The 17797-nt window shown below is 28.6% G+C and carries 21 protein-coding genes; 15 read left to right on the top strand and 6 right to left on the bottom strand.

Annotated elements, in window-relative coordinates; translation table 11 throughout:
- On the bottom strand, nucleotides 1–453 hold the full coding sequence (locus L8V88_RS01870) for a methylated-DNA--[protein]-cysteine S-methyltransferase (protein WP_263726540.1): 453 nt from the start codon (nucleotides 451–453) through the stop codon (nucleotides 1–3).
- A 109-nt stretch (nucleotides 454–562) separates the two neighbouring features.
- Here L8V88_RS01870 and L8V88_RS01865 point away from each other — a divergent pair, with 109 nt between their 5' ends.
- The 10 genes from L8V88_RS01865 to L8V88_RS07940 all read left to right on the top strand — a co-directional run bounded on the left by L8V88_RS01865 (nucleotide 563) and on the right by L8V88_RS07940 (nucleotide 10546).
- Nucleotides 563–1810: an ankyrin repeat domain-containing protein gene (locus L8V88_RS01865; protein WP_263726539.1), complete on the top strand. Its 1248-nt coding sequence runs from the start codon at nucleotides 563–565 to the stop codon at nucleotides 1808–1810.
- The gene (locus L8V88_RS01860; RefSeq protein ID WP_263726538.1) at nucleotides 1807–2553 is read left to right on the top strand and encodes an SDR family NAD(P)-dependent oxidoreductase; all 747 of its coding nucleotides are present in this window, start codon (nucleotides 1807–1809) and stop codon (nucleotides 2551–2553) included. Before L8V88_RS01865 ends, L8V88_RS01860 begins: the two co-directional genes overlap by 4 nt.
- A 16-nt stretch (nucleotides 2554–2569) precedes the next feature.
- A complete protein-coding gene (locus L8V88_RS01855) occupies nucleotides 2570–4282 on the top strand; it encodes a Na+/H+ antiporter NhaC family protein (protein WP_263663159.1) in 1713 nt (570 codons plus the stop codon).
- A complete protein-coding gene (gene trmA, locus L8V88_RS01850; protein WP_263726537.1) occupies nucleotides 4283–5323 on the top strand; it encodes a tRNA (uridine(54)-C5)-methyltransferase TrmA in 1041 nt (346 codons plus the stop codon).
- A 54-nt stretch (nucleotides 5324–5377) separates the two neighbouring features.
- Complete coding sequence (locus L8V88_RS01845) at nucleotides 5378–5800, top strand: MarR family winged helix-turn-helix transcriptional regulator (protein ID WP_318529678.1); 423 nt, start codon at nucleotides 5378–5380, stop codon at nucleotides 5798–5800.
- An 11-nt stretch (nucleotides 5801–5811) separates the two neighbouring features.
- Nucleotides 5812–6984 (top strand): MFS transporter, encoded by a 1173-nt coding sequence (locus L8V88_RS01840; protein WP_263726536.1) that lies wholly within the window; start codon nucleotides 5812–5814, stop codon nucleotides 6982–6984.
- 68 nt (nucleotides 6985–7052) lie between these two features.
- Nucleotides 7053–7412, top strand: a complete 360-nt coding sequence (locus L8V88_RS01835) for a CoA-binding protein (RefSeq protein ID WP_263726643.1) — start codon at nucleotides 7053–7055, stop codon at nucleotides 7410–7412.
- A gap of 2 nt (nucleotides 7413–7414) precedes the next feature.
- Nucleotides 7415–8626: a threonine ammonia-lyase gene (gene ilvA, locus L8V88_RS01830; protein WP_012661672.1), complete on the top strand. Its 1212-nt coding sequence runs from the start codon at nucleotides 7415–7417 to the stop codon at nucleotides 8624–8626.
- A 43-nt stretch (nucleotides 8627–8669) separates the two neighbouring features.
- A complete protein-coding gene (locus tag L8V88_RS01825) occupies nucleotides 8670–9161 on the top strand; it encodes a PAS domain-containing protein (protein ID WP_263723644.1) in 492 nt (163 codons plus the stop codon).
- 8 nt (nucleotides 9162–9169) lie between these two features.
- The gene (locus tag L8V88_RS07940) at nucleotides 9170–10546 is read left to right on the top strand and encodes a methyl-accepting chemotaxis protein (RefSeq protein WP_318529677.1); all 1377 of its coding nucleotides are present in this window, start codon (nucleotides 9170–9172) and stop codon (nucleotides 10544–10546) included.
- 16 nt (nucleotides 10547–10562) lie between these two features.
- Here L8V88_RS07940 and lon read toward each other — a convergent pair whose 3' ends face one another.
- Together lon and L8V88_RS01810 are read right to left on the bottom strand one after the other, a co-directional pair.
- Nucleotides 10563–12941, bottom strand: a complete 2379-nt coding sequence (lon, locus tag L8V88_RS01815) for an endopeptidase La (protein ID WP_263726535.1) — start codon at nucleotides 12939–12941, stop codon at nucleotides 10563–10565.
- On the bottom strand, nucleotides 12941–13597 hold the full coding sequence (locus tag L8V88_RS01810) for an outer membrane protein assembly factor BamD (RefSeq protein ID WP_258108478.1): 657 nt from the start codon (nucleotides 13595–13597) through the stop codon (nucleotides 12941–12943). Before L8V88_RS01810 ends, lon begins: the two co-directional genes overlap by 1 nt.
- 175 nt (nucleotides 13598–13772) lie before the next feature.
- On the opposite strand from L8V88_RS01810, the gene fliW reads away from it, so the two are divergent.
- The 5 genes from fliW to L8V88_RS01785 are packed head-to-tail and all read left to right on the top strand — an operon-like array spanning nucleotide 13773 to nucleotide 16320.
- On the top strand, nucleotides 13773–14168 hold the full coding sequence (gene fliW / locus L8V88_RS01805; protein WP_012661666.1) for a flagellar assembly protein FliW: 396 nt from the start codon (nucleotides 13773–13775) through the stop codon (nucleotides 14166–14168).
- Nucleotides 14168–14896 (top strand): pyrroline-5-carboxylate reductase, encoded by a 729-nt coding sequence (locus L8V88_RS01800; protein WP_263726534.1) that lies wholly within the window; start codon nucleotides 14168–14170, stop codon nucleotides 14894–14896. Before fliW ends, L8V88_RS01800 begins: the two co-directional genes overlap by 1 nt.
- Nucleotides 14893–15189 carry a hypothetical protein gene (locus L8V88_RS01795; protein ID WP_263726533.1) on the top strand — a complete coding sequence of 99 codons (297 nt, stop codon included), beginning with the start codon at nucleotides 14893–14895 and terminating at the stop codon, nucleotides 15187–15189. The genes L8V88_RS01800 and L8V88_RS01795 overlap by 4 nt, the downstream gene beginning before the upstream one ends.
- A complete protein-coding gene (locus L8V88_RS01790; protein WP_263726532.1) occupies nucleotides 15173–15901 on the top strand; it encodes a hypothetical protein in 729 nt (242 codons plus the stop codon). The genes L8V88_RS01795 and L8V88_RS01790 overlap by 17 nt, the downstream gene beginning before the upstream one ends.
- Nucleotides 15898–16320 (top strand): hypothetical protein, encoded by a 423-nt coding sequence (locus L8V88_RS01785; RefSeq protein WP_263726531.1) that lies wholly within the window; start codon nucleotides 15898–15900, stop codon nucleotides 16318–16320. The genes L8V88_RS01790 and L8V88_RS01785 overlap by 4 nt, the downstream gene beginning before the upstream one ends.
- Here L8V88_RS01785 and L8V88_RS01780 read toward each other — a convergent pair.
- The 3 genes from L8V88_RS01780 to L8V88_RS01770 are packed head-to-tail and all read right to left on the bottom strand — an operon-like array spanning nucleotide 16302 to nucleotide 17794.
- Nucleotides 16302–16943 (bottom strand): MarC family protein, encoded by a 642-nt coding sequence (locus tag L8V88_RS01780; RefSeq protein WP_263674570.1) that lies wholly within the window; start codon nucleotides 16941–16943, stop codon nucleotides 16302–16304. The genes L8V88_RS01785 and L8V88_RS01780 overlap by 19 nt on opposite strands.
- Nucleotides 16944–16994: 51 nt before the next feature.
- Nucleotides 16995–17255: a 30S ribosomal protein S18 gene (rpsR, locus tag L8V88_RS01775; protein WP_039618521.1), complete on the bottom strand. Its 261-nt coding sequence runs from the start codon at nucleotides 17253–17255 to the stop codon at nucleotides 16995–16997.
- Between the two features lie 11 nt (nucleotides 17256–17266).
- Nucleotides 17267–17794 carry a single-stranded DNA-binding protein gene (locus tag L8V88_RS01770; RefSeq protein ID WP_115645698.1) on the bottom strand — a complete coding sequence of 176 codons (528 nt, stop codon included), beginning with the start codon at nucleotides 17792–17794 and terminating at the stop codon, nucleotides 17267–17269.
- Nucleotides 17795–17797 lie beyond the last annotated feature (3 nt).

Raw genomic sequence — 17797 nt, 5'->3', positions numbered from 1 at the left:
TTAAAGTGCGCCTTCTAATTTAAGTAAAGCTTCTTTGATAAATAAACCACCATTGTATCCACCTAAGTGATTTTTAGCTACTACTCTATGGCAAGGTATAAAAATTGCAAGTTTATTTTTAGAATTTGCATTACCTACTGCTCTAAAAGCTTTTGGATGATTGATAAAAGAAGCAATTTCTTGATAAGTTTTAGTTTGTCCATAAGGAATTTTTATCAAAGCTTTATATACCTTTTGTTCAAATTCGCTTCCCTGAAGAGCTAGGGGAGTGCTAAAAGCAAAAAGCTTTTTGTTAAAATAAAGGTCTAGTTCTTCTAAGGCTTGTTCTAAAACAAGGTGTTTATCTTTGGTAAAATCAGGCTTATATATAGTAAAATCAACATTAATAAGCTTATCTTTATTACTTTGTAAAAGAATATAAGCAAAACTAGCCTTGTAAAAACTTTGATACATATTTTTCCTTATTTAAAAGCAAGCATTGTATGAATTTTAAATTAATTAATTGTTATTAAAGCAAAAATTTAGTTAAAATAGTGATTTAATTTATATTCAAGGAAAATATTTGAAGATTTTATTATTTAGTTTGATTATAAGTTTAAATGCTTTAGCTTTGGATTACAGTTGTGAGTATGTTAAGGAAAATAAAGCTGATTTTTTTAAAGAATTTGAGCCAAAAAATACACAAGATTTTGCTCAAGTGGATTTAAATTGTGCTTTTTCTTTAAAAAATCATCAAATCACAAAAAGATTATATGAGCTTGCTAATGAAATTAGAGGAAGCAATAGTGCTTGTATGGGTGGAGAATATTTTAGTGATTTGAGAAAATTTGATTTTAAATTATTAGAAATTGCACTTGATCCACAAGGTTATCAAAAGACTTTACAAGATCCTATAATACTTGAAGAAAAATTTGCAAAATTAAAAGCGTATTTTAGATTTTGGGCTTATCAAAGCATTGGAAATTTTAAACTTTTTAAGGAATTTTGGAAAGAATATAATAATGCGATTAATCCTTTAACAAGATATTTTCAAAAAGAATTTAATTTAGATAAAGCAAGTGCAATTTATTTTGCTAGTAATGCTTTGAATGAATTTTTAAACTGGGCAGTTGGCGAGACTAAAATTTTTAAAGATATTTCAGATTTTGAAAAATTTGTAGCTAATAGAAATAATTCTTTAGAGCAGATTAAAGAGTATATTTATACTAAAAAAATTAGTAATTTAGAATTAAACAATGGTTTTAAATCAGCCTTGTTAAATAATAGAGAAAGTGAGATTATAAGAGAATTTATTAAATTAGGTGTAAAAATAAATGAAGGTTATGAGTCTGCTTTATTTTTTGCACTAGATAATGCAGAAAATGTTAAGCTTTTGCTTGAAAATGAAGCGGTGGTTGATTATAAAAATTCTTTTGGAAAAACACCTTTGTTTTATGCTGTTGAATATAACAACTATAAAGTTGCCAAGCTTTTGCTTGAAAATGGTGCAAATGTAAATCAAAAATACATTAATGATAATGAAAAACTTTCTATTGCCAGTATGGGAAGCAATACGCCATATTTTATCACCTTATGTGCACTTGAGCATACTTCTAAAAATATCTTTATGCATGGAGCAAATTATGCTGATGTAAAAATGCTTAAACTACTTATAGATTACAAAGCTAATTATAAAGAAATAGATGATTTAGGATTTAATGCTCTTGATTTTGCCATCATTGCAAAAAAAGAAAAAAATATTAAATTTTTAAAAAAACTTGGTTTAAAAGAAAATGAAAATTTGATGTTATATGAAGAGGCGCAACCATGAAAATTGCTTTAATAACAGGGGTAAGCTCAGGCTTTGGACTAGAAAGTTTAAAAGCTTTGATAGAGCTTGATTATAAGGTTATAGCCATAGCAAGACGCAAAGAAAGATTGGAAAAACTACAAGAGCTTTATGGGGATAAAATTTATCCTATCGTGCTTGATGTTAGGGATAAACAAGCGGTTTTTGCAGCAATTGAAAATTTACCTCAAGATTTGCAAAATATTTCTTTGCTTGTTAATAATGCAGGTCTTGCTTTGGGTTTAAATGAGTTTGATTCTTTAGATATTGAAGATATTGAAGCCATGGTAGATACTAATATCAAAGGCTTTTTATATATAGCAAGAGCTACTTTACCTTTACTTAGAAAGGCAAAAAATGCTCATGTGATTAATCTTGGTTCAATTGCGGCAAATGTGCCTTATTATGGAGGCAATGTTTATTGTGGTACAAAAGCCTTTGTTGCACAATTTTCTAAAGCTTTAAGAACGGATTTGCGCGGAAGCAATATAAAAGTAACTAATATAGCTCCGGGGCTTTGTAAAACTGAATTTAGTGAAGTGAGATTTAAAGGTGATATTAAAAAGGCTGATGAGGTTTATGAAAATACTAAATATATTAAAGCTGAAGATATAGCAAAAATTATTACTTTTATTATTAGCTTACCTGAGCATATTAATATTAACGAAATTGAACTTATGCCTGTGACTCAAACATGGGCAGGAACTTTTAGCGAGAAAATATAAAAACTTAAGGAAAAATATGAAAATTTTTTATTTATTATTAGCTCCTTTGTTGTTATTTGCTGATGCACAAGCAAATGCAGAACTTTTTGGAGTTTGGACGCTTTTACCACCGGTAATAGCTATTATTTTAGCTTTTATTACTAAAGATGTAGTGCTTTCGTTGTTTATTGGTGCATTAAGTGGTACTTTTATGCTAGGACTTATTGAAAATAGCATTTATCATGCTATTATTGCTTCTTTTACAGGCTTTATTTCTAAAGTGGTAAATGCTATGGCAAGTCCGGGTAATGCAGGAATTTTATTACAAGTTTTAACTATAGGTGGGGTTGTAGCTCTTATTACTAAAACAGGTGGTACAAAAGCGGTTGCGGTTTGGCTTTCTACTAAAGCTAAGCAGGCAAAAAGCTCACAATTTGCTACTTGGTGCATGGGGATTTTTATTTTCTTTGATGATTATGCTAATTCATTAATCGTAGGTCCTATCATGCGTCCAGTGACAGATAAATTTAGAGTAAGCCGTGAAAAACTTGCTTTTATTATGGATGCAACTGCAGCGCCAATTACTGGTCTTGCTATCATTTCTACTTGGATAGGACTTGAAATTTCTTTAATTCGTAGCGGATATGATCTAATCGATAATGCAACTTTTGCGCATTTAGGTATAGTAAAAGAAGAAATCAATGCTTTTGAAATCTTTGTACAAACCTTACCTTATAGGTTTTATAATCTTTTTATGTTGATTTTTGTTGTTTTGACTATTTATACAGGTAGAGAATTTGGACCTATGTTAAAAGCTGAGCTTAGAGCTAGAGCGGGTAAATTTTCGCATGGTCATGAGCAAATTGATAATATAGAAGATAAGGTTTTAGAGCCAAAAGAGCATGTGAAATTACAAGCTTCTAATGCCATTATACCTTTAGCTGTTTTGATTGTATTTTCATTTATAGGTTTTTATTTTAGTGGTTATAATGCCCTAGATGATGCGAGTATTAAAGCACAAATTGATGCAGCACCGCTTAGTTTATTTGCCTTTAGAGAAACTTTTGGTGCAGCTGATGCTTCTGTAGTATTGTTTCAAGCAGCACTTTTAGCTACCATAGTAGCTATTATTTTAGGAATGTATAGAAAAATATTTACTTTAAAAGAAGCTATTGCGGTTTGGACTCATGGTTGGAGAACTATGATTATGACTGTGATTATTTTACTTTGTGCGTGGTCGTTAGCTTCTGTGATTAAGGATTTAGGAACTTCTAAATATTTAATTGATTTATTTTCAGATAAAACACCTATTTACTTGCTTCCTACAGCAATTTTTATTTTTGCTTCTATTATTTCTTTTTCAACAGGAACTAGTTATGGGACTATGGGTATTTTAATGCCTTTAGCTATTCCTTTAGCTATGGCTGTTGGGGTTCATAATGAATTAAGTGGAGCAGAGTTGCACCAATATATGATTATTAATATTTCAGGGGTTTTAACAGGAGCTATTTTTGGAGATCATTGCTCGCCAATTTCTGATACCACGATACTTTCATCTATGGGAAGTAAGTGCGATCTTTTAGCTCATGTTAGCACACAAATGCCTTATGCTTTGAGTGTTTGTGCTATTAGTATACTTTGTGGTTATTTACCAGTAGCACTAGGACTTAATGTATGGCTAGGGCTTGTTTTTGGAATCTTAGCTATGATAGCTTTACTTTTTGTAGTTGGCAAAAAGGTAGATGCGTAAATGCATTTTGAAGAAAAAATTGCTTTAAATAAAGCATTGTTTTCTTCTTTATATGATAAAGAAATTCAGTGCTTTAAATCACCTTTAAAAGCTTATAGAACTAGGGCAGAATTTTCTATATATCATTATGAAAATGGGGAAATTTCTTATGCAATGTTTGAAAATAAGAAAAAAATTCCTATTGAAAAATTTGATATAGCAGATGAAAAAATTCAAGACTATATGTCTATTTTATTAAATAATCTAAATGAAAATTTAAAACATAAGCTTTTTGGAGTAGAGTTTTTAGCTACAAAATTAGATTTAAGTGTAACTTTACTTTTCCATAAAAATATAGAGCTAATTGCACAAGATTTACAAGAATTAGCAGAAAAATTAAATCTCAAACTCATAGCAAGAAGCAGGGGTAAAAAACTTATATTTAATGGGGAGAATTTAAGACAAGCTTTAAAAATTAATACAAATGAATTTTTATATGAGTTTAATAATGATTGTTTTATCCAGCCTAATACTTTTATCAATGAAAAGATGATCGAATGGGTTATATCTTGTATTGGAAGTGATTTTAAACAAGATTTATTAGAGCTTTATTGTGGTTATGGAAATTTTACCATAGCTTTAGCAAGAAATTTTAACAAAGTTTTGGCAACTGAAATTTCTAAAAAAAATATCGAATTTGCTTTAAAAAATTGCGTTTTAAATTCTATTGAAAATATAACTTTTACAAGACTTTCTAGTGAAGAGTTAAGTCAAGCTTTGAAAAAAGAAAGAGAATTTAACCGCTTAAAAGGTATAGACTTAGATAGCTTTAAAATATCTCATGTTTTGGTTGATCCTCCAAGAGCAGGGCTTGATCTAAGCGTGATTGAACTTATTAAAAATTATGAAAATATCATTTATATTTCGTGTAATCCTATTACTTTAAAAGAAAATCTTGAAGTCTTATGTCAAAGTCATGAAATTTTAAATTTAGCTTTTTTTGATCAATTTGCTAATACTCCTCATCTTGAATGTGGGGTACATTTAAGAATAAAAGCTTAGTATAAGTTAGAATTTATACAAGCTTTGTTATTATAAAAATAGTTGATTTAATCAATTAATTTTTATAAAGGATTTCTTATTTTATTTCAAAAAATTACTTATACAAATAGAAAAATACTCTATAAAGTCAATGAAATTTTAAAACCCTTTGGACTAAAATCAAGTGATTGGAGGGTTTTTGTATATTTAAATCAGCATGGTTATAGTACTTTAGCCCCAATATGTGAGTTTTATCAGATGGATAAAGCTATACTTTCTAGAGTTGTTTCTAAATTAGCAAAACTTGAATATATAGAGTTTTTAAAAGCAGATGATAAAAGAGAAAAAATCATTACTTTAAGCGTTAAAGGTAAAGAAATTTTTTTAGATGCAAATGCTTATATAAGAAAATACGAAAGAAATATTTTAGATATCTTAGATGTAAAAGATCAAGAAAGACTTTTAAAATTACTTGATTATATCAATGAGAAAATTTAAAAGGTTTTTTCATGGGATTAAGTAAAAAATATAATTTATTTAATGTAAATTTTTTCTGTATTTTTGGGATAAATTTTACTATTTGTCTTGTTTTTTATATGAGTACTATTTCTAGTACAGATTATGTTTTAGGTGTTTTAAACCTTCAAACTAGTACCGCAGGTCTTATCATGGGAGCTTTTGTTATAGGTGCTTTGCTTTCTAGACTTTATTTTGGTTCTATAATCGATGATGTTAATATAAAAAAGGTTATAGTGTTTTCACTTTTGTTTTATCTTTTTATTAATTTACTGTATTTGAAATTTTATAATGTATATTTTTTGATTTTAATACGCTTTTTAGCAGGGGTTTGTTATGGAATTTGCTCTTGTGCTTGTGGGGCAGCTATTGCTAGGATAATACCTAGTAATAAAAGAGGAGTTGGTATAGGATATTATGCTACAAGCGTTGTTTTAACTTCAGCCTTAGGGCCTTTTTTGGCTATAAAACTTGACTCTATCAATCAATTTTGGCTTAGTTTTTTAATAGCTTGTTTGAGTATTGTCTTTGCATTAGTTTTATCTATTTTTTTAAAAGTAAGAAGATTTAAAAAACATCATCATATAAAAAGAAAATTCAGTATTTATAATTATTTTGAAAAATCAGTTTTAAATTTAGCCTTAGTGACTTTTTTACTCGCATGTCCTTTTGGTGCTATTATAGCTTATATGAGTGCTTATACCCAAAGTTTAAATTTAGCTTTTGCTGGATCTATGTTTTTTGTAATATATGCTGGATTTTCTATGGTTTTTAGACCACTTGCTGGTAAAGTGTTTGATAATTATGGTGCTAACATTGTGATGATTTTTTCCTTTTTGAGTTTTATAGTATGTTTGCTTTTGCTTGCTTTTGCATTAAATTTTTATATGATTATTTTAGCTGGAGTTTTTTGTGCGTTAGGTTATGCTAATGCTACTTCAAGCGCTCAAGCTTTAGCTATAAAACTTGCACCTAAAGAAAAAATGGGCTTGGCTAATTCTACATTTTTTATAGCCTTAGATTTTGGTATAGGAGTAAGTCCTTATTTGCTAGGCATTATAGAGCCAAGTATAGGTTTTGCTAATGTTTATGCTTTTTGTGCTTTATTAGTTGCAATGGCTTTGATTTTGTATTGTTTATTGGTTACAAAAAAAGCTTCTTATTAATTTGATTTTAGATACAATGCTTTAAAAAGGAGAAAGCATTGTGTGATAGTTATAAAATACTAAGTACTATGAAAAATATAGCCATCATAGGACTTAGCCCTAATCAAGATAAACCTTCTCATTTTGTAAGTAAATATTTACAAGATTTAGGTTATAAAATTTATCCCATCTATCCTAAAGAAGATTTTATTTTAAATGAAAGAGTTTATAGAAACTTAAAAGAAATCCCTTTTGAGGTTGATACGGTTGTAATGTTTAGAAAAGCAAGTTTTGCAAATGAAATTTTTAAAGATCTTTTGAGTAAAAAGATTAAAAATTTTTGGATGCAACTTGGCATTATCAATGAAGAAATAATGCAAAAATGTAAAAAATATGGTATAAATTGCGTTCAAGATCGTTGTATTAAAATAGAACTACAAAAAGGATAATCATGGTTGAATTAAATAAAATTTATCAAGCGAAACAAAAAATTGCAGATTTTGTATTAAAAACCCCTTTTGTGCATTCTTCTTTTTTGAGTGAGTTTTTAGAAACTGATGTTTTTTTAAAATGTGAAAATTTGCAAAAAACAGGTGCTTATAAAATTAGAGGAGCTTATAATACAATAGCTAATTTAACTAAAGAACAAAAACAAGCAGGTGTAATAGCTGCAAGTGCAGGAAATCACGCACAAGGAGTAGCAATTAGTGCTAAAAAATTTGGCATAGAAGCTGTGATTGTTATGCCTGAAGCTACGCCTTTATTAAAAGTAAGTGCGACTAAAAATTTAGGTGCAAAAGTGATTTTAAAAGGGGATAATTTTGACGAGGCTTATGCATATGCACTAAATTATGCTAAAGAACATCATTTAAATTTTATTCATCCTTTTGAAAATGAAAGTATTATAGCAGGGCAGGGCACTTTAATGCTTGAAATGCTTGATGAAATAAGTGATTTGGATATGATTTTAGCTCCAGTTGGTGGAGGAGGTTTGATTAGTGGAGTGGCAAGTGCTGCTAAGCAAATTAATCCTGCTATAAAAGTTATTGGAGTGAGCGCTAAGGGAGCTCCTGCGATGTATGAGAGTTTTAAAAGCAAAAAAATGATTAATTCAAAAGCTGTTAGAACTATAGCTGATGGTATAGCAGTGCGTGATGTGAATAAAATTAATTTTGATATTATTCTTGAATGTGTTGATGATTTTATTCAAGTTGATGATGAAGAAATAGCTAATGCAGTATTGTATTTACTTGAAAAGCATAAAATTACAGTCGAAGGAGCAGGAGCATCAGCAGTTGCCGCACTTTTGCATAAAAAAATAGATTTGAAAAACCATAAAAAAATCGGAGTGATTTTAAGTGGTGGAAATATCGATGTGCAAATGCTAAATATCATTATAGAAAAAGGTTTATTTAAAGCTTTTAGAAAAATGCTTATTAATGTTACTTTGATTGATAAGCCGGGTGCTTTGAGTGCTTTAAGTGATGCTATTAAAGAAGCTCAAGCAAATATAGTTAAAATTGATTATGATAGATTTTCAACTAAGCTTGAGTATGGCGATGCGATGATTTCAATCACTCTAGAAACTAAAGGAAAGGAGCATCAAGAATTAGTTAGAAAGATACTTTATGATAAAGGTTTTAATTTTAATGAAATTTTATGATAAATGAAATATAATATTTTGTAAATAAATAATAAGGAAAAAAATGTCGCAAGAAAAAATTTTAGAGCCAGATACACTAATAACCTCTAAAACAGATTTAAAAGGGGATATTATTTACGCTAATGATGACTTTTTAAAATACGCAGGTTATAAAATGGAGGAAATTCTATATAAACCTCATAATATAGTGCGTCATCCTGATATGCCAAGAACGGTTTTTAAGTGTTTGTGGGATTATATACAAGATGGAAAAGAAATTTTTGCCTTTGTGAAAAATAAAACCAAACAAAATGATTATTATTGGGTTTTTACTAATGTTACAGCCTCATTTGATGATCAAGGAAATATTATAAATTATTATTCAGTAAGAAGAAAACCTAAAAGAGAAGCTATACCGACCATAGAGCAAGTTTATAAAATTCTTTTAGAAACAGAAAAAAGCGGTGGAATAAAAGCTGGTGTAGAAGAACTTGTCAAAATAGTTAATTCTTATGGTATGAGTTATAATCAACTAATCTTAGAGCTTCAAAAATAGTGAGGTGGATGATGAAAAAAATAATATATAGTGGAATTATTTTAAATGTTTTGGCAATACTTTGTGCTTTATATTTTAAAGAATATTTTTCAGTAGGATTTTTCGCGCTTTTGTTGTTAGTATTTGTTTTTGGTGCTTATTTAGAAAATTCCAATGAACAATTTGTGGATAAAATTTTAAATTTAAGTAAAGAATTAAAAAATGGAAACTTTGATGGACGTGTGGTTTATATTAAGTGTAGCGACAAAAAACTTAAACAAATTGCTGATAATCTTAACAATACCATAGATGGCTTAGAGGCTTATTTGAGAGAAATTAATACTTCTATTGCTTGCTCACAAAAAGGGGAGTATTTTAGAAGAGCTATTCCTGAGGGATTGAAAGGGATTTTTGTTCATAATATTAAATTCATCAATAAAGCATTAGATGATATAGAAAAAACAGGAAAGTCTGTTTTTAAAAATGCTTTATCAAGAAAATTAATGGATTTAAGTTTAAATAATCAAAATCAAAATTTGATTAATGTTTCTAATGCTTTGAATAATAATATAAAACTAATGAGGGAAGTTTTTGGAGATATTAAGGTTATCTCAGATACTGCGCAAAAAAATGGAAAAGAAGTTGATGAACTAAAATCTTCAGTGGATATGATGATGGAGGTTGCTGAAGAAAGTAAAGGCGTGATTAATACTTTTGTTTCAAATTCTCAAAATATTAATTCTATTGTAGGTGTAATTAGAGATATAGCAGATCAAACAAATTTGCTTGCCTTAAATGCAGCTATTGAAGCTGCACGTGCAGGAGAGCATGGAAGAGGTTTTGCGGTAGTTGCAGATGAGGTAAGACAACTTGCTGAAAAAACACAAAAAGCAACTGGCGAGATTACCTTGGCAATTCAAGTAATGAATCAAGAGATTGGCTCTATACAAGAAAATAGTGAAAAAGTTTATGATATTGCTAATTCTTCGGATACTAAAATTTTAGATTTTAGCAAAGCATTTAAAGAGCTTGAAGATAAAAGCTTGCATTTAGGAAGAGAATTTGTGGGTTTTGCTTCTAATTTAACTCTTTCTGCTATGAAGATAGATCATATTTTATATAAATCTGATGTGTATTTAACACTTAATGGATCACAAGAAAAACTTCAAAACTTAGATCCTATTTCTACTTTATGTAAAGATGAAGATGCTCAAAGCGTATTTTGCTCGCTTGTTTCGCCTAAGGAATTAGATATTAAACGTGAGTTGATACAAAATAAAGCTAATACCGCGGTTGAACTTTCTAAAAATGAAAATATTGATAAAGATACATATGATGCAATAGTTTGTGATATACAAGAGTTAGAAAAAGAAAGTAAGGCTATTATGGATAAACTAGAAGCTTAATGAGCTTCTAGTTTTTTTAAACAAGAGCTATTTTTAATACTTCATTTAAAGTTTTTACTCCAATTATTTTCATATTTTTTACTACTTCCTCTGGGATATCTTTTAAATCTCTTTCGTAGTTTTTGTGTGGAATAATAGCCGTTTTAATATCAGCTTTATAAGCAGCAATTAATTTTTCTTTTAAGCCACCTATTGGTAAAACATTACCCATTAAGTCAATCTCTCCTGTCATTGCAACATTAGATCTTACTTTTTTGTCGCTAAAAATAGAGGCAATGGCTGTAGTAATTGTTATGCCTGCGCTTGGTCCATCTTTTGGTGTTGCACCATCTGGAACATGGATATGAAGATTGTATTGATTATAAATGCTTTCATCTTCTTTATAAGAAAGATTTTTTGGCGTTTTGATTTGCTTTTCATCAATTAAATTTTTAATAAGACTTTGAGCAATTTTTGCTGATTCTTTCATCACATCACCCAAACTTCCTGTAAGAGTTAACTCGCCTTTGCCTTTGATCTTAATGGCTTCTATTTTTAAAACATCTCCACCCACTGCAGTCCATGCAAGTCCATTTACTTGACCGATTTTATTTTCTTTTTCATGCTTTTCTATCTCAAAAACTTTCTTACTTAAAAAATCTTTTAAATTTTCAGTATTGATTTGAATGTGTTTAGTATTTTCTTCTAAAAGAAGTTTTTTAACACATTTTCTGCAAACTTCCGCAATCTTTCTTCTTAAATTTCTTACACCTGATTCTCTGGTATATTCATTGACTATCAATTCTATGGCTTCATCATCAAAGCTAATTTCTTCTTTTTTTAATCCATGTTTTTTTATTTCATCAGGTATGAGATAGTTTTTGGCTATTTGGAATTTTTCTTGAGGAGTGTAAGAACTAAGTTCTATAAATTCCATTCTATCTTTTAAAGCAGGTGGGATTAAACTAGCATCATTTGCAGTAGCTATGAAAATGATTTTACTTAAATCAATGTTGAAATTTAGATAATAATCTCTAAATTTAGTATTTTGCTCAGGATCTAAGATTTCAAGTAAAACTGCACTTGGATCTCCTCTGTGATTACGACTTAGTTTGTCAATCTCATCAAGTACAACCACAGGATTACTTTGTTTTGCCTCTATAAGTCCTTGTATAATGCGTCCTGGCATAGCTCCTATATAGGTTCTTCTATGTCCTCTTAATTCATTTACATCTTCTAAACCACCTAAAGCTATGCGTACTAATTCCCTTTTTAGCGCTTTTGCAACTGAATTTGCTAAAGAAGTCTTACCAACACCTGGAGGTCCAACTAAACACAAGATAACTTTAGCACCATCTCTATCTTTAATTTTGCGTTTTTCTAAAAGTTCTTTAACTGCAAAGTATTCTTCAATACGTTCTTTTGGTTTTTCTAATGCATAATGATCGCTATTAAGCTGCAAAGACACATCTTTTAGATTAAGCTTTTTCTTTGAAGAGTGTTCAAAAGGTATGTCTAAAACCGTTTCTATGTAAGTTTGCACCATAGAGGCTTCTGAGTTGTCTTGATGAATTCTTTCATATTTTTGAATTTGTTTTTTGATTTCTTTATAAGCTTCTTCATACATAAAAGCTTTTTTCTTTTCTAATTTTTTATTATATTCTTCTACTTCGCTTTCTTTTTGTATGTCACTTCCAAGCTCTCTTTGAATTTGCTTGAGTTGTTCTTTTAGGAAATATTCTTTATTGACTTTATCTATTTTAGAATGAACTTTGTTTTTGATTTCTTTTTGGATTTTGTTTGCTTCGATTTCTTTAGCTAAATAATCAATTAAATTTAAAAGCTTGGTTTCTAAATTAGTTTCGATAAAAAATTCATATGCTTGTTGTTTTTTGATTTTGATAGAATTTAGTATTAAATCACAAATTCTACTAGGCTCAACATCTTCTTCTATGGTTCTTAAAAGATCAGGTGGAAAATAATGACTCACAGTCGATAAAACTTTAGCCTTTTCTCTTACCACTTCGATAATTGCTTCTTTTTTTGTGTTGCATAATGGTTCTTGGTGGATTAAATCAACTAGAGCAAGTAAGGGATCATCTGAAATTTTTTCAACAATCTTAGCTTTAGCATAACCTTGAAATAAAATTTTAATCCTACCATCAGGTAGTGGAACTTTTCTCATAATAGTTCCAATAACACCACAATCATAAATATCATCAAAACCACGCCCACCTTCAATTTTTGATGGTGCCACAAAAATCATACTTTCATTTTGTAAAGCAGTATCTAAGGCTTTGATATTTTGCATATCATTTAAAAAAATTGGTGTTATCATAAAAGGGTATAAAAAAAGCTCATCTTCCACAAGAACAGGAAGTTTTGTCGGATAGTTTTGAGTATTTTCTAATTTCATTACATTATACCTTCTTCAAATATTTTTCTATACCATGGAAGTTCTGGTTTAATCATATCGATTTTATTAAAATCGGAATTTTCTATTTTTTGCTTATAAATTTCATAGCTTTGCTCTCTGTTTTTTTTCTGATATAACTCTGCTATGCTAGTATCAAGGTAAAAAACTGCAAGATTAAATTTAGTAAGCATGGTGTCAATTAAATCATTATATTGCACATTAGGGTAGTTTTGATTATATTCATTGATTTCTTCTATTGTTTTTAACATTAGCGCTTGGTTGCGATTTGGTACAGCAAAAGAGTCAAATTTGGCTTTGATTTTTAAATATCTTATATAAGCTACATTTTTTGAATCACCAAATTTATTTAAGTATTCATCAAGATAAAAATTTGCCATTTCGTATTCTTCTTCACTAATGTGAGCTTGAGCTAATATAAGCAAAGTTTGTTCTAATAATGGATCAGCAATATGCTCAGCTGCCATTGAGGTATAATGTTTATCAGCTGCTTCGAGATTTTTTTCTTGTAAATCTTTTATAATTTGTTGATACCATTCCATAGAGCTTAGATTATATAAATCTTCAGCTTTTTTTGAGCTACATGCCCCTAAAAATAAACCTGCGATAATAAGCGAAAAAATAAAAAGTTTTTTCATGGTGTTACCTTATAAATTTAATAATTTGCAATTATAGTGTTTTTATGTTTATGAAAATGTTAATTTTTAAATTAAAATTATAATCAAAAAGTTTTAATTAGCGCAATTTAAAAAGTTGGAACTAAAATTGCTTTATGTGTTGTAATTTCTTAGTCAATAGATTTTAGGAGGCAAAATGAACTTAGAAGTTAAATGTCCTATTTTGGGGTTTGAAGATACCAAAAATATGAACTTTTACAAAATAGATGAGGTTTTTTATAGACTTAAAAGCCTTGATGGTAAAGATTTTTCTTTTGTGATGATTGATCCTTATATGATCCGTCCTGATTATGATTTTGAAGTACCTGATTATTATCAAGAATTATTAGCTTTAAATGAACAAACTAATTTTGGTGTATTTGTTATTGTCGCTATTAATGAGCCGTTGGAAGAATCTACGGTTAATTTTTTAGCGCCTGTTGTGATGAATTATGATAATAATTCTTTAGTACAAGTGATTTTAGATACAAGCAAATATCCTAATTATTTTCAATCTGAAAAGATTTCAGCTTTTATTAAACAAACAAAATAATGTCTGAAATTTATATTTTAGGAAATGGCGCTATGGCAAGTGCTATAGCTAAAGGTTTGAAAGATACTTATAAAGTAGTTATTGTTGCTAGGGATTTAAAAAAAGCTAGTAGCTTAAATTTAGAGGTTTTATCTTATGAAGAATTTGATTTAGAAGATAAAAATGTTATTTTAGCATTTAAACCTTATGCTTTAGAAGAAGTAGCTATTAAATTAAAAGGCAAGGCAAGATGGCTTATTTCAGTTTTAGCAAATACTACTTTTGAGCAACTTCATTGTATTGATGCACAAGATTATATAAAAATCATGCCAAATACAGCAGCTGAATTTAAAGCCTCAGCGACTGCGTATTTAATGGAAAATGATTTATATAAAGATGAAATTTTATCTTTGTTAAATACTTTTGGTAAAGCCATAAGTTTGCAAAATGAAAAAGAATTTGATGTGGCTATGGTTTTAAGTGGCTGTGCTCCTGCGTTTTTGGCTTTGGTAGCAGAAAGTTTAGCAAATGCAGGTGTTAAAAATGGTTTAAAAAATGAGCTTAGCTATGAGCTTACTCGTGCAAGTTTTAAAAGCTTTTGTGCTTTATTTAACCATACACATCCTGCTATTATCAAAGAAAAAATTTGTTCTCCAGCAGGAGTGACTATAAGAGGAGTTGAAGCTTTAGAAAAAAGAGCTTTACGCGGTGCTTTTTTTGAAGCTTTTAATGCAAGTTTAAATAAATGAAGCAAGCTTTTAGTCTCCTAGAGCTTGCTTTTTGTATTGTAATCTTATCTTTTGTTTTTGGATCTTACTATCTTATATTTGCAAATAAATCTTTAAATGTTATATGGCAAAATCAAGTCCTTTTTAATGAAGAAAAAGAATTATTTATGCAAAATCCTTCATATAAAGCAAAAAAAATAAATATAAATACTTATAATTTTTTAGAATACACTAGCGATAAGTTTAAACTTAAATCTTTAAAAATAAAAGATTTATCCTATAAAGAAGCTTTTATAGATGAAAAAAGCTTTTAGTTTATTAGAGTTTGCACTAAGCCTTGTTATCTTGGGTGTATTGATTATTATCTTAAGTAATCCGGCCATACATCTTTATAATCATAGCTACAAAATTAAAAATTCCAACACAGTGTTTTTAAATTTAAACCAAACTTTGCTTAGTATGGAAAAAATTTATTACTCTTGTTTAAAAGTGACATTGGAAAGTAGCTCTTTTGAGTGTTATATGAGTGCAAATGATGATATTTTTTATGATTTATCATTAAAAAAATTAAATTTTAGTGGCATTATTTTAGAAAACAATGAAAGTTTTTTTAGTCCAAAAAGCAATTTGCATTTTATAGAAAATGGAAGTTCTAAAGGAATTTTAAGTAATTATAAAGATATGCATAGTGAAAAAAAGTTAAAAATATATGCTAATGATTATATGTATTTTTATGATATACAAAATTCAAAAATTTATAAAGCATTAGTGAATGATAGAGAGAAAATCCATTTTATTAATGAGAAATTTAGTGGATTTTATACTATTTTATATGCTTATGTTAGAGTATATTTAGAAAATGAAAATATTTATATGCAAATAGATGATTTAAATCATAACAAACGATCTTTTTTACTAGCTCAAAATATTTCAAAGCTTATTTTCAAGCAAGATGATAAGACGCTAAAAGTTCTAATATGCGATAAAAGTCAAAATGAATGTTTATCTAAGTGGATGTTTTTATGAAAAAATCGTTTGCTATGGTTTATACAATATCTTTTATTTTATTTATCTCTTTTGTTATGGTATTTGTTATAAAAATTTCTTCATATTCTCCAAGAATTATGAAAGATTTAACTCTTTATACCCAAGGAAAGATTTTACTTCATGATATAAAAGAGCTTTCTAAATATTTTTTATATCAAGCCTATTTAGAGGGTAAAGAATGCTTAAATGAATATAATTTTGAATATAATAATATAAAAATACGAATTGATTATGCCTATCCTTTGGGTGAGTGTAAAGGATATAAATTGATAGCAAATGATGTTAACGCAAAAAGCATTATAGCGGTAAATATTAGCGTGTTATTAAATAACAATAAAGCAGTAAATGAAGAAGTGTTTTTACAAAAAAGTTTTTTTGTTTATCCTAAATTAGATTGAATGTAAGTTTGAACTCCAATAGCTATCATTTTTACTCCCATAGCCATAATAAAAACTAAAGCAATGCGCGAAAAAACATAAAGCACAAGTTTTCCTATGACTTTTTCAATAGTAGCTGAAAAGTGAAATAAAACAAAAATAAAAGCAAAGGTAAGCAATACAGAAGCTATAGCTATAGCTAAATTTTGATCTTCTGAAATAACCACTATAGTAGAAAGTGTTCCAGGACCTACTAGCATAGGAAATGCCATTGGTACTATACTTTTTTTCAATAATTCTTTATGACTTAATCCTTGATAATGTTGAAATTGAGAACTTGATGGAGTAAAAAGTAAGTTTTTAGTGCTCATGATGATTAAAATCAAACCGCCCGCAACTCGTAAATCATTAATATCTATTTTAAATAAATATTTCATGATAAATGGTCCAGAAAGTAAAAAAACTAAAACAATACAAAATGCAGTATAAATGATATTTCTAAAAAGTTTTTTTCTTGTATCAGCATCTAAGCCCTCAGTCATTGCAAGAAATTGAGGAAGATTTCCAAAAGGATTCAAAACTGCTATAATAGCAACAGAAGCAAGTAAAATTATATAAATTTCAGATTCTATATCTGAAAACATAAAACAACCTTTTATTTCCCCAAGCTTAAAAGCTTGGGTTTGATTTAATAATTATAGCCCTTCAAAAGGATTAGTAACAACTTCTTTTCTATCTACGATGTAAGGGATAAGTGCTACATGTCTTGCACGTTTAATAGCAACTTCAACCATTTCTTGGTGTTTTTTGCTAGTACCTGTTAAACGGCGTGGCATGATTTTAAATCTTTCTGATAAAGCATGTTTTAATAATGCTGTATCTTTATAATCAATGAAATCAACTTTAGCTTCAGTGTATTTGCAATATTTACGTGAATATTTTCTTTTTTCTGCCATGATTTTTTCCTTTAAAATGGTAATTCTGTATCATCATCATATTTATCAATATCAATTTCCTTCATAGGGGTTTCCTTTTGAGGATTTTGATAGGTATTAGATGGGTTTGTTCTAGTTTGTACTTGAGCATAAGGATCAAAACTTTGTTGTTGGTTAAAATTCTGATTATAGCCATAATTTTGATTGTCAAAATTGTTTTGTTGGTTATTTTGTACAGTTGAACCTAACATTTCTAAATTCTCAACTTGAATACTGTGTTTTGATCTATTTTGTCCATTTTGATCGCTCCACTGCTCAAATCTCAAACGACCTTCAATTAAAACTTTACTACCTTTGTTAAGGTATTGATTAGCAATCTCTGCTGTTCTACCAAAAAAACTAATGTCGATAAAGCAGGTTTCTTCTCTTTTTTCTCCTGTATTTGTACTAAATCTTCTTGTTACAGCTATAGCAGAAGAGCCTATTGCGCTACCTGATGGAGCATAGCGCATCTCTATATCCCTTGTAAGATTACCTACTAAAACGACTTTATTAAACATTAA

It is taken from the genome of Campylobacter sp. IFREMER_LSEM_CL2101, assembly GCF_025771825.1.
Lineage (GTDB): Bacteria > Campylobacterota > Campylobacteria > Campylobacterales > Campylobacteraceae > Campylobacter_D > Campylobacter_D lari_C.
This window is presented reverse-complemented; position numbering and strand designations above follow the sequence as displayed.